At 76.2% G+C, this 16,681-nt stretch carries 14 protein-coding genes; 8 read left to right on the plus strand and 6 right to left on the minus strand.

The window, feature by feature from the left end; all coding sequences use genetic code 11:
* Positions 1-2 precede the first annotated feature (2 nt).
* Positions 3-1,094 (plus strand): TetR/AcrR family transcriptional regulator, encoded by a 1,092-nt coding sequence (locus CLV72_RS17410; protein WP_106247366.1) that lies wholly within the window; start codon positions 3-5, stop codon positions 1,092-1,094.
* Positions 1,095-1,104: 10 nt separating this feature from the next.
* On the opposite strand, the gene CLV72_RS17415 is transcribed toward CLV72_RS17410, so the two are convergent.
* Positions 1,105-1,401 (minus strand): antibiotic biosynthesis monooxygenase, encoded by a 297-nt coding sequence (locus CLV72_RS17415; RefSeq protein ID WP_106247368.1) that lies wholly within the window; start codon positions 1,399-1,401, stop codon positions 1,105-1,107.
* 73 nt (positions 1,402-1,474) lie between these two features.
* Here CLV72_RS17415 and CLV72_RS17420 point away from each other — a divergent pair, with 73 nt between their 5' ends.
* Positions 1,475-1,993 (plus strand): MarR family winged helix-turn-helix transcriptional regulator, encoded by a 519-nt coding sequence (locus CLV72_RS17420; protein ID WP_245930277.1) that lies wholly within the window; start codon positions 1,475-1,477, stop codon positions 1,991-1,993.
* A gap of 10 nt (positions 1,994-2,003) precedes the next feature.
* Here CLV72_RS17420 and CLV72_RS17425 read toward each other — a convergent pair whose 3' ends face one another.
* The 3 genes from CLV72_RS17425 to CLV72_RS17435 form a co-directional block, all read right to left on the minus strand.
* Positions 2,004-3,623, minus strand: coding sequence for an FAD-dependent monooxygenase (locus CLV72_RS17425; RefSeq protein WP_106247371.1), 1,620 nt, complete (start codon positions 3,621-3,623; stop codon positions 2,004-2,006).
* 65 nt (positions 3,624-3,688) lie between these two features.
* On the minus strand, positions 3,689-4,639 hold the full coding sequence (locus tag CLV72_RS17430; protein WP_211302923.1) for a cyclase family protein: 951 nt from the start codon (positions 4,637-4,639) through the stop codon (positions 3,689-3,691).
* Positions 4,640-4,717: 78 nt separating this feature from the next.
* Entirely contained in the window at positions 4,718-5,332 is a 615-nt protein-coding gene (locus CLV72_RS17435; RefSeq protein ID WP_106247373.1) for a TetR/AcrR family transcriptional regulator, read from the minus strand.
* A 344-nt stretch (positions 5,333-5,676) separates the two neighbouring features.
* On the opposite strand from CLV72_RS17435, the gene CLV72_RS17440 reads away from it, so the two are divergent.
* Complete coding sequence (locus tag CLV72_RS17440) at positions 5,677-6,774, plus strand: oxygenase MpaB family protein (RefSeq protein WP_170141012.1); 1,098 nt, start codon at positions 5,677-5,679, stop codon at positions 6,772-6,774.
* 78 nt (positions 6,775-6,852) lie between these two features.
* On the opposite strand, the gene CLV72_RS17445 is transcribed toward CLV72_RS17440, so the two are convergent.
* Positions 6,853-7,683: a class I SAM-dependent methyltransferase gene (locus CLV72_RS17445; RefSeq protein WP_106247378.1), complete on the minus strand. Its 831-nt coding sequence runs from the start codon at positions 7,681-7,683 to the stop codon at positions 6,853-6,855.
* A 167-nt stretch (positions 7,684-7,850) separates the two neighbouring features.
* Here CLV72_RS17445 and CLV72_RS17450 point away from each other — a divergent pair, with 167 nt between their 5' ends.
* Positions 7,851-8,636 (plus strand): sugar phosphate isomerase/epimerase family protein, encoded by a 786-nt coding sequence (locus tag CLV72_RS17450; RefSeq protein ID WP_106248378.1) that lies wholly within the window; start codon positions 7,851-7,853, stop codon positions 8,634-8,636.
* 70 nt (positions 8,637-8,706) lie between these two features.
* Here the strand turns inward: CLV72_RS17450 and CLV72_RS17455 are convergent, their stop codons facing one another.
* Entirely contained in the window at positions 8,707-10,005 is a 1,299-nt protein-coding gene (locus tag CLV72_RS17455; RefSeq protein ID WP_106247380.1) for an MFS transporter, read from the minus strand.
* 163 nt (positions 10,006-10,168) lie between these two features.
* On the opposite strand from CLV72_RS17455, the gene amiA reads away from it, so the two are divergent.
* The 4 genes from amiA (at position 10,169) to CLV72_RS17470 (ending at position 16,126) form a co-directional block, all read left to right on the plus strand.
* Complete coding sequence (gene amiA / locus CLV72_RS33335) at positions 10,169-10,285, plus strand: streptamidine family RiPP (protein WP_245930278.1); 117 nt, start codon at positions 10,169-10,171, stop codon at positions 10,283-10,285.
* Between the two features lie 722 nt (positions 10,286-11,007).
* Entirely contained in the window at positions 11,008-11,901 is an 894-nt protein-coding gene (locus CLV72_RS17460; protein ID WP_211302924.1) for a hypothetical protein, read from the plus strand.
* Positions 11,898-14,060, plus strand: a complete 2,163-nt coding sequence (locus CLV72_RS17465) for a CocE/NonD family hydrolase (protein WP_245930313.1) — start codon at positions 11,898-11,900, stop codon at positions 14,058-14,060. The genes CLV72_RS17460 and CLV72_RS17465 overlap by 4 nt, the downstream gene beginning before the upstream one ends.
* 656 nt (positions 14,061-14,716) lie before the next feature.
* A complete protein-coding gene (locus tag CLV72_RS17470; RefSeq protein ID WP_211302925.1) occupies positions 14,717-16,126 on the plus strand; it encodes a YcaO-like family protein in 1,410 nt (469 codons plus the stop codon).
* Positions 16,127-16,681: the final 555 nt, after the last annotated feature.

Here is a 16,681-nt window from a genome sequence, read left to right on the forward strand (position 1 = left end):
CGATGGTCCGGCTCAGCAGGGCCCAGTCGCAGGAGCGCAACCGCGCCAGGGTGCTGGCCGCGGCCCGCGAGGAGTTCGCCGAGCGCGGCTTCGCGCAGGCCAAGGTCGACGCCATCGCCGAGCGCGCCGGGCTCACCCGCGGCGCCGTCTACTCCAACTTCACCGGCAAGCGCGCGCTGTACTTCACCGTGCTGGCCGAGGACGCCGAGCGGGCCGAAGCGGCCGCGCCGGCCGAACCGGGCGCCACTCCGCACGCGGCGCTGGGCGCGCTGGCCCGCGCCTGGCTCGCCCGGCTCCCCCTCGCCACCGGCGACCGCGGCGCCGCCGCCCGGCTCAGCGCCGACCTGGTGCCCGAGGTGCTGGTGGACGACCGCGTCGCCCGTCCGTACGCGCAGCTGACGAAGGTGAGCGCGGTGCTGCTCGGGCTGGCCCTGGAGCGGCTCGACCCCTCAACGGCGCCCGGCGCCCGGCTGGTGCGCGTCGCCGAGTCGGCCCTCACCGTGCTGCACGGCGCCGGCCGGCTGGCCTGGGCGGCGCCCGGCTTCGTGGAGCCCTTCAATGTCGTCGCCGCCTGCGAGCGGATGGCCGAGATGGACCTGGGCGACCGCTGGACCGGCCCACCGATCGTGCCGCCCGCCCGGCCGGCCGACGACCCCTGGTCGCCGCCGCCGGTGCTGGACCTGCTGACCGGCGAGACCGCGCGGCCGGGAGGCGAGGGCGTGGTCGCGGTCCTCGGGCTGCACCGCCTGTCCGCCCTGGAGGACGCGGTGCGCGCCGCGCCGCCCGGCGCCGAGGTGACGGTCGCGGCGGTCACCGGCGAGCCGGCCGAACTGGCCCCGCTGGTGCGGCTCGCCCTCGCCGAACTGCGCGGCTGCCTGCGCCAGGCCGTACCGGCCTCGGCCTGGCCGCGGGTGCGGATCGTCTGCGACGCCTCGGGCACGCTCGCTGCGGCGGCCGGGGTGCCCGCCGTCAGCGACGCCACCGAGACGGCGGTGCGGCTACGCGGCGGCCGCGTCACCGCCCGCGCCGAGGGCTACGGCGCCGGCCACGCCGCCGCGGCGGGCGCGGCCGAGCCCACCGACCGCGCCGGCTAGCGCGCGGCCGCTACTCCGGCTCGGCGAGCACGCCCTCCTCGGCGGTCACCAGGTGGTCGATGGCGGCGAAGAAGGCGGCGATACCGGGCCGGTTGGCGCCCTTGGCGCGCGAGGCCGCGAAGTCGTCGGCCGAGCGCCACTCCACGATGTCCAGCCACTCGCCGTCGGGCAGCGCGACCAGCCGGGCGCCGAGGAAGCCCGCGCGGTCGGCGCGGAAGTCGGCCAGCATCGCCGGGCGCGCGGCCAGCATCGCGTCGGTCTGGTGCGGCGCCACGCTGAAACGGGTCAGCTCGACGGTGGTGGCCATCGCTGCCTCCTTGTGCGGCTCGTGCGGGTCCTGACGGCGGCAACGATATGGTCGCCGGTTGAGATAGTCAAAGATGGTTACCATCGAGGCCGAGGAACGGGTGGAGGACGCCATGCGCCGCAGCGAGCGGGGAGAACGCGATCCCGACCTCGGCGTCCTCTCCGCCCGCCTCCTCTTCGCCGTCCAGGACGAACTGTTCGGCACCCTCGCCCGCCAGGGCCATCCCGGCCTGCGGCCCCGGCACGGCGCCGTGCTGGCCCACCTCGACCCCGAGGGCGGCCGCGCCACCGACCTGGCCCGCCGCTCGGGTCGGACCAAGCAGGTCGTCGGCAGGCTGCTGGACGAGCTCGAAGCCCTCGGCTACGTCGAACGCCGCCCCCACCCCGCCGACCGGCGCGCCAAGCTGGTGGTCCCCACGGCGCGCGGCCTGGACCAGATGGCCAAGGCCGACGCCATCATGGCCTCGATCGAGCGGCGCCACGCCGACGCCCTCGGCCCCGACGGCTACCGCGACTTCAAGCGCGCCCTGCGCGAGGCCGCCCGGCGGCAGCGCGCCGCGGACGGCCCGGCGGCCGGGCCGTCCTGGCGCTGACCGGCGCCGCCTAGGCGCGGACCGCCCGCGGGACGGTGAGCGCGAGGTAGTCGGCCAGTCCGGGATGGCGGCCGTCCGGCGCGGTGAGGCCGATGTGCCCGTCCGGGCGGACCAGGACGGCGGCGGGCCCGGTGGCGCCGTAGGCGCGGTGGGCGTGGCCGCCGGTGTCGACCACGGCGTCCAGCCGCGGCGCCTCCCCCGGGCCGAGCACCGGCACCACGCGCAGCAGCCCGCCGGGCGGGACGGACGCCGGGGCGGCCGCGCCGCCGAACAGCAGCAGGGTCAGGTGCACGCCCCTGAACAGGTCGAACAGCCGGACCGGCCCGCCGCCGGGCCGCTCACACGGCGCGTCGGGCGCGCGGTCGCCCGCCGCCGGATCCGCCGGGCCGCCGAGCTCGCGGGCGAGCGGCCCGCCCCGGTAGCCGATGCTGAGCTGGGTGGTGTCGCCGTAGGTGTCCGTCGCGGCGATGGTGTTCCCGACGGCGGCCGTGCGCTCGCCGCTGCCGCCCTCGCGGTGGAAGGCGCGGTGCCGCCGGGTGGTGCTGGCCAGCAGCCCGGCGGCGACCGGCAGCCGCTCGGCCTGGTAGGAGTCCAGGAGCGCCTCGGGGGCGCCGCGCAGCACGTGCGCCAGCTTCCAGCCGAGGTTGTAGGCGTCCTGGATGCCGGTGTTCATGCCCTGGCCGCCCGACGGCGAGTGCACATGGGCGGCGTCGCCGGCCAGCAGCACCCGCCCGGCGCGGAAGCGCTCGGCCATCCGGATGTTGGGCCGCCAGGTGGAGGTCGCCGAGGTGGCGCCGAAGGCGACGCCGGGCAGCCCGCAGCGCTGGTCGAAGATCCGCCGCAGCGTCGCCGCCGTCGGCGGCGGGAGCTCGCCGCCGGCGTCCGGCGCGACCGCCGCGAAGAAGACCCACAGGCCCAGCTCGCGCTGCCGGCTCAGCGCGACGATGCCCGCGCCGGGGTCCGGCCACACGTGCAGCCGGTCGGGGTCGAGCCCGTCCAGTTCGACGCAGCCGGTGATGTAGTGCTCGCTCTCCCAGGTCTCGCCGCGGAAGCCGATCCCGGCCAGCCCGCGCACGGTGCTGTGCCCGCCGTCGCAGCCCACCACGTACCCGGCGCGCACCCGGCGCACGGCTCCGTCCGCCTCGACCACGGCGGTCGCGTGGCCGGGGCGCGCGTCGAGCCCGGTGAGGGTCCAGCCGGACTCCACCCGGGCCCCCGCCTCGGCCAGCCGCTCGGTGAGGATCGCCTCCGTCGCCTGCTGCGGCAGCTCGACATAGCTGCACCGGTGCGGGGAGTCGGGCGTGGGCTCATTGGCCGGGTCGGTGCCGGGATCGACCTCCCGCACGACGCGCGCTCCGTCGTACAGGAGCGTCGCCGGGTTCCGGCGGCCGCGGGCATAGACGGCGTCCGCCACGCCGAGGTCGTCCAAGACCTCCAGCGAGCGCGGGGTGAGCCCGCGGCCCCGTGCGCCGGTCGGCGTGCCGGCCGCCTTGGCGTCGAAGAGGCGCACGTCCACCCCGCGCCGCGCCAGTTCGCAGCCGAGCAGCAGCCCGACCGGGCCGGCGCCGACGACCACCACCTCGGCTTCCTCCAACCCGCCGTTCCCGCCTGATCTGTTGGTGTCGGACATGCCGGTTCCTCGCTCTCGGTGCCGATTGCGTTCGTCGTTCTCGCGACGCGTGCCGCGGTCGCCGCTCAGAAGCAGGCGACGGGGTTGACCGGGCTGCCGGTGGCGCCCTCGAAGGGCAGGGGCGCGAGCGTGAGCTGGAACTCCCAGCGCTCCAGGCGGCGGCAGGTGTCGGCCAGGTCCTCCAGCTGGCAGCAGTCGAGCAGCCACAGCCCCATCGCGACGACGGCGAGCGCGTGGAAGGGGGCGGGGACCGCGTCGAGCGCGGGCGGCAGCACCTCGGTGCCGGTGTCGCAGCCGGCGAGCGCGGCGTCGCGCTCGCGCAGCCACGCGGCGCAGGCCGCGCCAAGGCCCGGGCGGCCGCCGGGCAGCGGGGTGTTCCCGCCTGATTCGCGCCGCCACCTGCCGTACCCGGTGCGCACCAGGACGGCGTCGCCCGGTCCGACCCGCACCCCTTGGCGGTCCTCGGCCGCGTCGAGGTCGGCCGGGGCGGCACCGGTGCCACCGGCCAGCCACGGCACGCCGAGCGCGGCGGGCAGGTCCAGCAGCACGCCGCGGGTGAGCACGCCGCCGGCCGCCGCCGTCACGGCGTTCACCGCCGCGCCCGCGTGGGCGGTCACCGACTCCGCCGGCGCGCCGTTGTACATGCGGCCGTCCCACATGATGTGGCCGAGCGCGTCCAGGTGGGTGACGGACAGGCCGTGGACCGGCATGGCCAGGTGGTCGGTGGCCGCCCGCACCCGCGAGCCGGGCAGGCCGCCGCCGGTGGAGGTGACGAAGCGCTGCGGCGGCCGCCCGCCGTCGCCGAGGTCGTGCGTGGTGATGGGCCAGGCGCACGACACCGCGACTCCGGCCCTCACCAGGGCGGCCGCCTCGGCGCGCTTGGCGTCGGTGATCAGGTTCAGGGTGCCGGCCTGGTCGTCGTCGCCCCAGCGGCCCCAGTTGCTCAGCGACGCCATCCACGCCTCGACCCGGTCCTCGGTCAGGACCTCGCACGGTCCGTCGTCGGCTGCGCTCACAAGACCCTCCTGAAATTAGATACACAGTGCACCTTATTCAGGGCGCGGGTGGGCCGCAAGTGCGCACGGATGCGAACCTCAGCGGGTCCGGAGCAGCGGCAGCACGATCTCGTCGACGATCTCGGCGATGACCTCCTCGCCCACCGGCCCGCCGCGCAGCACGAACTCGTTGCGGAGCAGGTCGAGCGGGAGGCTGCGCATCCTCGGGGTGATCCGGGCCCTGTTCACCTCGCCGCGAGCGTCGGCCCGCGCCAGCAGCAGCTCCACGGCGTCCTCCAGCTCGACCTGGGCGACCCGCGCCTGCACCAGCTCCGACAGCCCGGGCTCGCGCACCGCCTCGGCCATGACGCCGCGCACCACGTCGTCGCGCATCCCCTCGAAGCGGCCGGCCATCGCGCGCAGCAGTTCGACCAGGTCGTGGCGGAGGGCGCCGGTGTCAGGGACCGGCACGCCGGAGCGCCGGCGCCCGAGCGCCGCCACGACCAGCTCGGCGCGGTTGGGCCAGCGCCGGTAGAGCACGCCGCGCCCCGTCCGCGCCCGCGCGGCGACACCCTCGATGGTGAGGCGGGCGTAGCCGACCTCGGCCAGCTCGTCCAGGACGGCGTCCAAGATCTCGCGCTCCAGCTCCTCGCCGCGGCGGCGGGTGGCGCCGCGCGGCGCCCCGTCGCCGGTGCCGGACTCCGCGGTGCTCATCGGCCTCTCCTCGGAACGGCACCCAGGGGGACACGGGACGGCTGAATAAGAGGCACTGTGTCTCCTGAGCTCTAGCGGGCGCGGCGCGGAGGCTCCGGCCGCGCCGATGACCGATCCTCGCACATTCGCGACGATCCATTTAAATGGAGCATTGGCGACTTCGGATCCCCATTCGGCCGCGTCCGTTAATCACATGTTCAGTGCGGGCGTAGCCTGGGGAGAAACGGTTAGTCCAGTCTGGCGGCGCGGTCGCCGGCCGGAATCCACGGCGTGGTCCGGAAATGGCCGGTTCGTTCTCGGGGAACGTCCCGCCCGCTGCCGGTGCGAGGAGGCCCCTCATGGTCATGAGCTATATACAGTTCGCCAGGGAACTCAAGGACCTGGGCGACCCTCCGGCCGACGAGGTCGTCAGGGAGCTGCTGGACGAGGGCCGGGTGAACAGCGTCAATCAGCTGTTCCGGCAGATCAGTTCGGCGAATTCCGACATTCCGTCGCAGACCCCGGCGCGGCTGCGCGATTTCCTGGAGTCGACCCGCGCCTTTCCCGACTGGATGGAGGAGGCCCGGCTCCGCGACACCACCGCCTTCTTCGACCGCCACCGCGCGGCCGCGTCGGCGCTGCAGGGCACCGTCGGGCTCGTCGGCACCTACCTGTCGCCCGTCAGCGCGTACACGCTGCACGCCACCCACCAGCTCTCGCACCAGCCGCACCGCAGGCTCTCGCAGTCCACCCGGCTGTTCACCGGCATGAGCCGGGCCGACGCCTTCAGCCCGCGCTCCCCGCTGGTGCCCATCTGCCAGAAGGTGCGGCTGGTGCACGCCGCCATCCGCGAACTGCACCGCCGCTCGGGCCGCTGGGACTACGAGCGGATGGGCGCCCCGGTGTCGCAGCTGGACACGGCCGGGGCGGCGCTGGCCCTGTCCGTCGGAGTGCTGGACGGCATGCGCAACCTCGGCCTGCGCGTCGGCGGGAACGAGGCCGACGGCTTCGTCTACGCCTGGGCCGTCCTCGCGCACTTCCTGGGGGTGCCGGACAAGTACATCGCGGAGATGGGCACCCGCCGGGAGGCGACCGAGCTGTGGATGGAGGCGCGCGAGTACGAGTGGCGGCGCAGCGACGAGGGGGTGCTGCTGACGCGCGAGTGCGTGGCGCTGTACGAGAGCTACATGCCGCCCGAGCTGAAGGGCGCCGTCTCCGCCTTCCTGCGCAAGGCGATGCGGGACGAGTACGCCGACATGGTGCGGGTGCCCCAGTCGGCCTACGACCTCGGCGCGAGCGTCGCCTCGCTGGGCGTCTCGGCCGTGCTCGGCACCCCGGCGGGCGGGAACGCGATCGTGGACGCGGTGCTGAAGGTCCTCGGCGACGCCGTCGAGGACGTCGCCAGGAAGGCGGCGGCGCACGGCGAGGAGACCGAACCGCGCATGTCCGACCGGATCGGCTGAGCGGAGCGGCCCCGGCGCCCCTCTCGTGACTTGTCCGGGCTCAGAGGGGCGCCGGGACCGCCGTTCCAGCGGCCGCGCTCAGCGGCGGATACCGGCGCCGACCAGGGTGCTGAGGTCCAGGGAGCGGATGCCGCGCTCGGCGAGCAGGGCGAGGAACTCGGCGCGGACCGCCTCGGCGGCGGCCTCGCCCAGTCCGGCGAGGGCGCCGCGGAAGCCGCTGCCGAGCACCACGCTCCAGGCCAGCTCGCCGTCGAGCGGGACGGCGCGCTCGACGGTGCGCACGGTGACCTCGGCCAGGCCGAAGGAGCCGAGCCAGGAGGCGAGCAGCTCGGGGGTGTCGATCCGCCCGATCGGCGCCGCGGCGGCCGGAGCCGGGCCCGGCTCGGCGCCGTCCGGCCGGGGGCGGTGCCGCCCGGCCACCTCGTACAGGGCGCGGCCGAAGTCGAGCAGCGCGCCGCGCCGCCAGACCGCGACCGCCAGGCGGCCGCCGGGCCGCACCAGCCCGGCCAGGTGGGCGGTACCGGCGTCCATGTCGGGCAGCAGGAAGACGCCGTAGCAGCACTGGACCAGGTCGTAGCCGCCGGAGCCGGCGGTCCAGCGGGTGACGTCGTGGCGGACGAAGCGCACATTGGCCAGCCCCTCGTCCGACGCGCGGCGGCGGCCGAGTTCGAGCAGCCCGTGGGCGAGGTCGACCGCGTCCACCTCGCCGTGCGGCCCGACGGCGCGGGCGGCGGGCAGCGCCGAGGAGCCGATCCCGCAGCAGGCGTCCAGCACCCTGTCGCCCGGAGCGGGGGCGGCCAGCTCGACGGCGGCGCGGCCGCCGGGATCCCACACGACCGGGGCGACCGCGAGGTACTCGGCCGCCGCGGCGGAGAAGATCTCGCCGGTATCCTCCGCGTTCACCGTCATCCGTGCCTCCGCCTGTGCCGGACCGGCGGCCTTCGGGCCGCCCGTCTGTCCCGTGCCTCCCGGACTAGCCGAGAACGATTTTCATTCTTATCATACCGGCGCAGGCAGAGTACCTGCCGATCCCACAGCAGCGGCCGGAGCGCCCGGCCCGCGGAGAGGTGGACACGATGGCGACCACGGCAGACGGCGTCCGGCCCGGACTGGCGTCGGTGACCTTCCGCACCCTGCCACCCGACGAGGTGGTGCGGCTGGCCGAGCGGGCCGGCGTGCGCGTGATCGAGTGGGCCGGCGACACGCACGTGCCGGCGGGCGACCTCGACCGCGCCCGCGCGGTGCGAAAGGCGTGCGCCGACACCGGCATCGAGCCGAGCACCTACGGCTCCTACTACAAGGCCGGCCACAGCGACCCCGACGCCTTCGAACCGGCGGTGGCGGCCGCCGCCGAACTCGGCGCGCCCCGGATCAGGGTCTGGGCCGGCACCCGCGGCTCGGCCGAGGCGGACACGGCCCAGCGGGGGCGGGTCGTGGGCGACCTCGCGCGGTGCGCCGCGCTCGCGGAGCAGGCCGGGCTCGACCTCACCGTGGAGTACCACGTGGAGTCGCTGACCGACGACCTCGACTCGGCGGCCCGGCTCTACCGCGAGGTCGGCGCACCCAACCTGGTGGCGCACTGGCAGCCCAGGGAGCTGCCCGACACGGCCGCCTGCCTGGCCGAGGTCGGCGCGCTGCTGCCCCGGCTGCGCACCGTGCACGTCTTCTCGTGGGGCGCCGACGGCTACACCGAGCGCCTGCCGCTGGCGGCCCGCGCCGACCTGTGGCGCCCCGTCCTCGCCGCGCTCGCCGCCGACGGGGCGCCCCGGGACGCGCTGTTGGAGTTCGTGCCCGACGACTCGCCCGAGGCGTTCGTCCGCGACGCGGCAGCGCTGCGCGACTGGATCGCCGAAGTCGGCTGAGCGTCGGCGCCACCCGTCGGCGCGCTTTCGCGCGGCCGACGGGCGGGTGTGCGTCGGTTTCGGGGACTGCTCAGGCCGAGGCGGTCTCCGGGGCCGGGACCGGGCGGCGGGCCTCGGCGCGCAGCGGTGACAGCCAGGCCAGCAGCACGCCGACCGCGAGCACCGCGACCCCGGCGGCCAGACCGCCGCGCGGGCCGAGGGAGGTGACGGCCACGGCGCCGGCCAGGCCCGCGCCGAGCGGCTGGCCGAGCCCCCACGACAGCATGCGCGCGGTGGTGTTCACCCGCGACTGGAGGTGGTCGGGGCTCACCTGCTGGCGGTAGGTGACGGCGTTGATCACCACGGTGGAGTAGGCGGCGCCCCAGGCGACCGCGCCGGCGGCGGCGAGCAGCCAGTGGGAGCCGGCCACCACGGCGAGCCCGCACAGCAGCGAGGCGGGCAGCGCGGCGAGCGCGAGCCTGGCGGGCCCGAGCCGCCGGCTGAGCGGGGTGACGATCCGCGAGGCGAGCAGCCCGCCGACCCCCCAGCAGCCGAACAGCACCGCGATACGGGGGTCGCCCGAGGCGGACACGCCGAGCACGCGGTCGGCCCACGGCACCAGCATCGCCACCCAGGCACCGCTGGCCACCGCGTGGGTCGTGCCGACCAGCGTGAGCGTGCGCACGATGCGGTCGCGCCACAGGAAGCCCAGGCCGGCGGCGATGTCGGCCCGCAGTTCGGCGGCGGCCCGGCGGGCCGGCGGGCGCGCCTCCGGGGGCGCGGAGAGCGGACGGACGATGGCGCGGATCAGCAGCGCCGACGCGACGGCGGTGAGCGCGTTCAGCGCGATCAGCGGCGCCGGGGACACGATCGCCACGGCCAGGCCCGCCAGCGGCGGCACCAGCAGCTCGACCAGGGTGGTGGCGCCGTAGACGCCGGCATAGGCGCTGGTGAGCCGGGCCCGGCCGACCAGGGTCGGCAGCGCGCCGAAGTTGGCCGCGTCGAAGAGCACGAACAGCGTCTGCACGCAGAAGGCGACCGCCAGCACGTGGCCCGCGGTGAGGCCGCCGAGGAACCACGCGGCGGGCAGGGTGGCCAGCAGCACGGCGCCCGCGAGGTCGGCGGCCACCATGATCCGGCGGCGGTCGACGCGGTCGGCCAGCGCACCGGCCACCAGGCCGAACAGCAGGTAGGGCAGTGCTTCGGCAGCCGCCACGGCGGCGCTCCACGCGGGTGAGCCCGTCAGCTGGTAGACCAGCACCGGGAGCGCGACCGTGGCCACCAGGCCGCCCGCCACCGCCACCACGCGTGCGGTCAGGTAGCGGCGGAAGTCGGGGTCGGCCCGCTCGGGCGACCGTGCGTCCGGCTCGGCCGCTGTGTCGTTAACCATGGCTCAAAATAGTAATGGTTTTCATTCTCGAACGTCGACCTGGCAGGTCAAGGCCGTGTCGCCGGCAGACGGACCACGAAGTCCGCCCTCCCCTCTTGAAAATGATTCTCATTGCTGCCTACTTTGGGCCTGGCGACCCCGCACAGCGAGGGAGGTGAACCGCATGGACAAGATCTTCGTGCCCGTCGAGAGCGAGCGAGAGCTGCCGCACAACTCCGCCAGCCACAGCAACGCCCTGGTGGAAAGCCCGTTCGACGCCGTCGACGACGACACCGAGTGACACCCGGGCCGCCGCGGTGCATCCGCGGCGGCCCGCCGGTTCGGCAGGCCGCAAGCGTCCACAGCGCCACTCCACCGGACGGGAGACCCACGGAGCAGCGCCGAACGCCCCCCGTCGAACCGGACCACCGCCCCCGCCGCAGGCCCCCTCGGTGCTCCTCCACCACCAGCCCCTGCGGCGGGGGCCACCCCGGACACCTTCCGCCACCACCCGCGCGACCACTCCCGTCCGCCCCGTCCACCCCGTCCACCCGCAATCCACACGCCGCCGGGCCACCGTCCGACCACACCACCCCAGACCGGACCAGCACCCACATCCCCAGTCCCCCACCACCCGCCCCCAGGCAGTCCCCCGCCCTCCCTGGGGGGACGACCCCTGCGACCAGCCTTGCGCCCGGCCGTGCGCACCGCAGCCTCCGTGGCGAATCTGTGGACAACTCGCCGCGGCACCGCCGCCCTGTGGATGACCCAAGGCACTTCGGCGGCCGGTCATGGCATGGTCGCAAGGCAGGCGCCCACGAGCGCGAAGCCCGCGGCCACGGCCGCCCGGACCACCGAGGAGCCCCATGTCCGCCCACCCGTCCCAGCCCTGACGCCCGAGCCGAAGCCCGTCCGCCTCCACACCCGCTCGGCCCCGCACCGCATCCGGCCCGCCGGCCGCGTCGGCGCCCGGCGGTCCCGGCGCCGACACACCCGCGACGCCCTCAGAACGGGAGCGACCCCATGGAGCCGACGCCCACCGCGAACCCCCACACCGACGGCGCGGTCGGTCCGGTGCCGGCCCGCCCCGCCCTGCGCCCCGGGGCCGCGCTGTTCACCGTCGACGGGCGCGGTACCGCGCTGCGCAGCGCGACAGGGGAGATGTTCGACCTGGCACTGCCCGAGGCGACGGCCAGAGCCACCCTCGACGCGCTCGCCGGGGCCGACGGCGACGTGCGGGTCCTGCGGGAGCCGCTGGCCGCGTTCGCCTCCGCCGGGCACCTCGGGAACCGTCCGGTCTGGCCGAGCGGACGCGCCTCCGTCGCGGTGCTCACCACGAGCGCTTCGCTGCACGACGCGCTCGCCGAGGCGCTGGAACGGGCAGGCGCGCGCCCCTCCCCCGTCGACGACGCCACCACCCCCCGTGAGCTGGCCGAGGGCGGCTGGACCGCGGTCTGCGCCATCGCGGACGGCCCCGCACCGCCGGGCTGGTCTGCGCTGGACGCACTGCCGGCCGCCGGCGTCGCCTGGCAGCGGGTGAGTCGCGAGGGGCGGCATGTGCTGCTGGAACCGGTGGCGTCGCGCCCCGACGATGTCTCGCACACCGACGTGCGGCGCCGCCGGCTCGCCGCGGCCGGCTCGGGCCACGTCCACCTCACGGCTTACTGGGAGCGCAGTTCGGACGCGCACACGGGCGCCATGGCGCGCGGCGACGAGCGGCTGAGCGCCTTCGAGGCGGTGCTGGTCGCCCAGTTGGCCGCGTTCGATCTGCGCCTGTGGGCGACCTCGGCGACGCCGCGCGACACCGAACTGAGCCCCGGTGCACTGCCGCCCACGCGGCGGCTGCGCGTGCTCGACCTCGACAGCGGCGCCATCGCCGACCATCCGGTCCTCCCGGTGCCGCCGTGCGCACCATGACGCCGCCGTCGGTCACCGAGCACCTCGTCACCGCACATGACGGGGTGCGGCTGGCCGCCACGGTGGTGCGGCCCACGGCCGGTCGAACGGGGCCGGCCGTGGTGATCCGCACCCCGTACGGGCGCCGTTCGCACCTGGCGGAGGCGCACGGCTGGGCGCGGCACGGCTTCACCTGCGTCGTCGGGGACGTGCGGGGCCGGTTCGACTCCGGCGGCGCCTTCCTGCCGTACGCCAACGAGCCGGCCGACGGTGCGGCCGTGCTGGACTGGCTCGCCGGCCAGAACTGCCACGACGGCCGGGTGGTGCTGGCCGGCGCCTCCTACGCCGCCTACTGCGCGGTCGCGGCGGCGCTGACCGCACCCGCCGGCGTGCGCGGGGTGCTCGCCGCCGTGCCCGCGCTCGGCCCGGGCGAGACCGCCAGGGAACCGGGCGGAGCCGCCCGGCTGGCCTGCCGGGTGGGTTGGTGGACCGAGCACGGCGGCACCCGCCGTCCGCGCATCGGTGTGGCGGCCGACGAGGAGCTGCTGGCCGAGCTGCCAGTGGTCGAGCTGCCGGAACGGGTTCTCGGCGCGGCGCCCCCCGGCTGGCGCGAGCTGTGGTCGGCGCCGCGCCGAGGCGCGCTGTGGGCCGGCCTGGCCGGCATCGGCGTTCCGCTGCTGGCCATCGGCGGCACCGATGACCCCTTCGCCGCCGACACCCTCGAACTGGCCCGCCGCTGGGGCGGCCCCCGCCGACTGGTGCTGGGACCGTGGGGCCACGAGCTCGACACCCGCCGCCCCGGCGCCGCCCTCGGCGGCCGCCGCCTGGGCTCCCTCTACGCGGCGTGGGCCCGCGCGGTCTGCGGCGAGGGCGTCAGCGGCGACCGCGCCGCGATCGCCACCGCCCCGAACGGCGCCTGGCGCACGTTCACGCACCCGGTCCCGGCGCGGTCCGTACCGCTCACCCCGCTCCCAGCCGAGACCGCGCAGACGGACGCCCCTTCCGGCGACGCGCACCGCACCGACGGCCGGACGATCAACGCGGCCCCGGCGCGCGAACCGTGGGAGCATCTGGCCTCACCGGAGCCCACGGACCGTTCGCAGGCCGGCGCCGTGGTCACGAGGGCGGCCGATCACGCCCGCCGGACACCGGCGGACATGCGCGCCCACGGCCTCCAGACGCGCCCGACCCCGGTCGGCGAAGCCCTGGAGCACCGATCGAGCAAGCACCCGGACCCACCGGGATCCGCGGACCCAACGCACATCAGCGAGCCGACCACTCGCTCAGCCGACGCCACACACCAGATGTCGGAGGACATACAAGCCCACGACGTCTCGGCAGGCCCTGCCCCGCTCCACGGAGTCCCGGAGCGCGATCCGGACGAGCGCACGTTCCCACCGGCTTCCACGACCCACCCGAACGTCGGCGCCCCGGCCACCCGCCCGGCCGATGCCGCGAACAAGGCGGATGTGGACAGACCTGTCCACGACGTCCCGGCGCCTCAGGTCCTTCCCGATGGCGAACCGGCCGGCTCCGCGCACCAGCCGTCGGTCGACACACGCGCCGATCCGGTCCTCCCACTGCGGCCCCCGGTCGACGGATCGCCGGCAGCCGCCGGCGCGGTCGGCGGCCGGCCGCATGCCGCCCGGTCGGACGAGTCCGCGGGGGTGCACTTCGTCGCCGATCCGCGCCGCCCGTTCCGGTCCGACGCGGACGGCCTGGCGCGGCGCGGCTCCGGCGACCACGTCGTACTGGTCACCGGGCCGCTGCCCGCAGGGGAGCTGCGCGGTGCGGCGGCGGTGCGGCTGCGGGTGCGCGCCGACACGGTGGACGCGGACTGGTTCGCCCTGCTGTCGCTGCTGACCGCCGCCGGATCGCGGCCGCTCGGCCGGGGCATCGTCCGCCGGACGCACCGGCCGGGCCGGGCCGAAGAGCTCACCGTGACGACCGCGCCGATCGGCGCCGGTGTACCGGAGGGCGCCCGCCTGGCCGTGACGGTCGCCGGGCACCACTGGCCCTACCACGCGCGCAATCCGCACACCGGCGTCGACGCCGCGCACGCCCGGGAACTGCTGCCCGGCCGCCGAGAGGTACTCGACGGCACGCTGGAACTCCCGTGGTACCGGCCGGACACCGACGTACTCACCGCCGACGAGCTGGTGAAGGCGTTCCCATGCTGATTCCGCGCGCCGAAGCCTCCGAACGTACCGCGCCTCGGCGCGCGGTCGGCCCACCGATGCCCGTCCCGTCGCCGTGCGGAGCACCAGCCGCGACGGACCGTTTCAAGGGCTCGACCAGGACATTCCGCGCACGGCCGCAGACGCCTGCTCGGCACCCGTCCCCAGGCCACCGGACCCAGACGGTCGGCAAGGCCGCGCGCCGGTCCGGGGACACGGCCCTCCACGCCCTCCCGAATCCCCACGTCCCCGAGCACCGACCCCACCGCCAGCTCCGCAGCCGCTCACGTGGCCAATCCCCGACGCGTCGGGGACCGGCCCGCACACCCCGCACCCGTCCGCATGGCCCGTGACCCGCCCAAACGACCCGCCACAAGCCCACAAGCGCATCCACCGCACCCCCGTCGATTCGTGCACACCCTCGCCACCCCGCCCCACGCAGTCCCCCGCCCTCCCTGGGGGGACGACCCCTGCACCAATCCTTTCGTCCCGAACGTGCGCACCGCGGCCGGCGCGGCGAATCTGTGGATAACTCGCTGCGGCCGGCCGGCCTGTGGACAGCCGAAAGCACCGCGGCGCCGGTTCGGGCATGGTTGCAGCGCAGGCGCCCACGGGCGCGGAGATCGCGGCCACGGCCGCCTGGAGCCAAGGAGACCCCGATGCCCACCGGCACGATGTCCCCCAGCACCTCACCCCTCGCCCCCAGCACCCTCATCGACCCGCTCACCGGGATCGTGCGCCGCCTTGTCGACGTCGCGCCCGTCGAGGGGCAGCCCCCCCGCTACCGAGGCGTCACCGCCGAGGTCTCCGACGCGCGGCGCCTGGGGGCCTGGCCGGCCGACCGCGTCAGCCTGGGCACCACCTTCGGCGACGCCGACGGAGCGCGCACCGCCGCGCTCGGCGAGGCCGTCGAGCGCTACTGCGGCAACCGCGTCCCACCCGACCTGCCCATCCGCAGCGCGGCAAGCCTCGCCCGCGAAGGCGTCCGCCACTTCGGCCCCGCCGACCTCCCGTTCTTCGCACCGTGGCAGCACGAGCAGCCCGGATTCCCGTACCAGCCGTTCAGCGACGACGTCGGGCTGCCGTGGGTCCGCGGTGAGGAGGACGGCGAACCGTGCTGGCTGCCCGCGTCCTGGGTGTACCTCAACCACGCCACCGGCTGCCGCCGTCGACTGCCCCGGCTGCACCACCTCAACTACGCGGGCATCGCCACCGGCACCGACCGCGCCGACGCCGCCCGCCGGGCCCTGCTCGAACTGCTGGAGCGCGACGCGCTCGAACTCTGGTGGCACCTCGACGGTCCGACCACCGGTATCGCCCTCGACTCCGTCCCCGGCCTCGCCGCCGACCTGGCCGGTACCCGGCTGCGCACCCACCTGGTGGAGCTGCCCACCGAGTATCCGGTCACCTGCGTGGCCGCGGTCGTGGTCGACCCCGACACCGGCATCGTCGGCGGCGGCGCCGCCGCGCGCTTCGACCCGGCCGAGGCGTGCGCCAAGGCTGTACTCGAAGCGGTGCACACCTGGGTGTTCACCCTCGGCCTGCTCGACCCCGACGGCTGGGTCTTCCAGGCCGTCGACAGCGGTGTGCTCGCCGAGGGCCTGTACCTGCCGTTCCGCGCCGACCGGCGCTACCTCGACGACACCGGCACCCACTTCGGACGCGTACGCGACCTCGGCGCCCAGGTCCAGGTCTGGCTCGACCCCCGCCTGCGCGAGGGCCTGCTGCACCGCTTCACCGAACCCGACACGACCCTCGCCGCCGCCGACCTCGCGGGCGGCGCCGCCGGAACCGACGACGCGCAGCGCACCTCCGACCTCCGCGCCGCCCTGACGGCGGCCGGATGCCGGATCGCCGAAGTCGACCTCACCACGCCCGACGTCGCGCACACCCCGCTGCGCGTGGTGCGCGTCTGCGCCACGGGTCTGGTGCCCAACGCCCCCGCCGCCTTCCGCTACCTGGGCCTGCCCCGCTGGCGGCAGGCCATCACGGCGCGCGGCTGGACACTCGGCGCCGACCCGCTGCACGGCCCGTCCGGCCTGCTCCTCGAACCCCCGCCGTTCCTGTGACCGGCCGCCCGCGCGGACCCGTCCCCACGGCCGGTCCACCGCCCAGCGGCCGCGCCGCCCTCACCACCGACGACCCCGTCGCGCACGCACTGCACGCCGCCTGGTCCGGAGCCGATCCCGGCCCGCCCGTCCCCGAACGCCGTCCGGCCGCGCGCCGCCGCTGGTCCGCCACCGCGGTGCCGCTGCCGCGGCTGCCCGACCCCGGCCTCGGCGGCCTGCTCGACCTCGCGCTCGCGGGCGACCCCGCGCGCAAGGTCACCGGAGTGCGCCTGCGGCGCGTACCGTCGGCGGGTGCCAGGTACCCGGTCGAGGCACACGTCGTGTGCGCGGGCACGGCCTGGCGCTACGACCCCGTCGCACACGCGCTCACCGCCCCGGTCCCCGCGCCGCCCCACGGATGCGCACAGCTCCCGCCTCCGAGCACGCACCCCGCCCCGACGGCGTGCCCTGGCCCCCCACACGCGGAAGAGGAGCCTCAGGTCCTCAGTCGCGCCGCCTCACCCGGTGCGGCCGGCACCACATCCGATCCGGGCGGCGCGGGCGCGACGGAAGCCG

This window comes from Allonocardiopsis opalescens (assembly GCF_003002095.1).
Classification (GTDB): Bacteria; Actinomycetota; Actinomycetes; order Streptosporangiales; family Streptosporangiaceae; genus Allonocardiopsis; species Allonocardiopsis opalescens.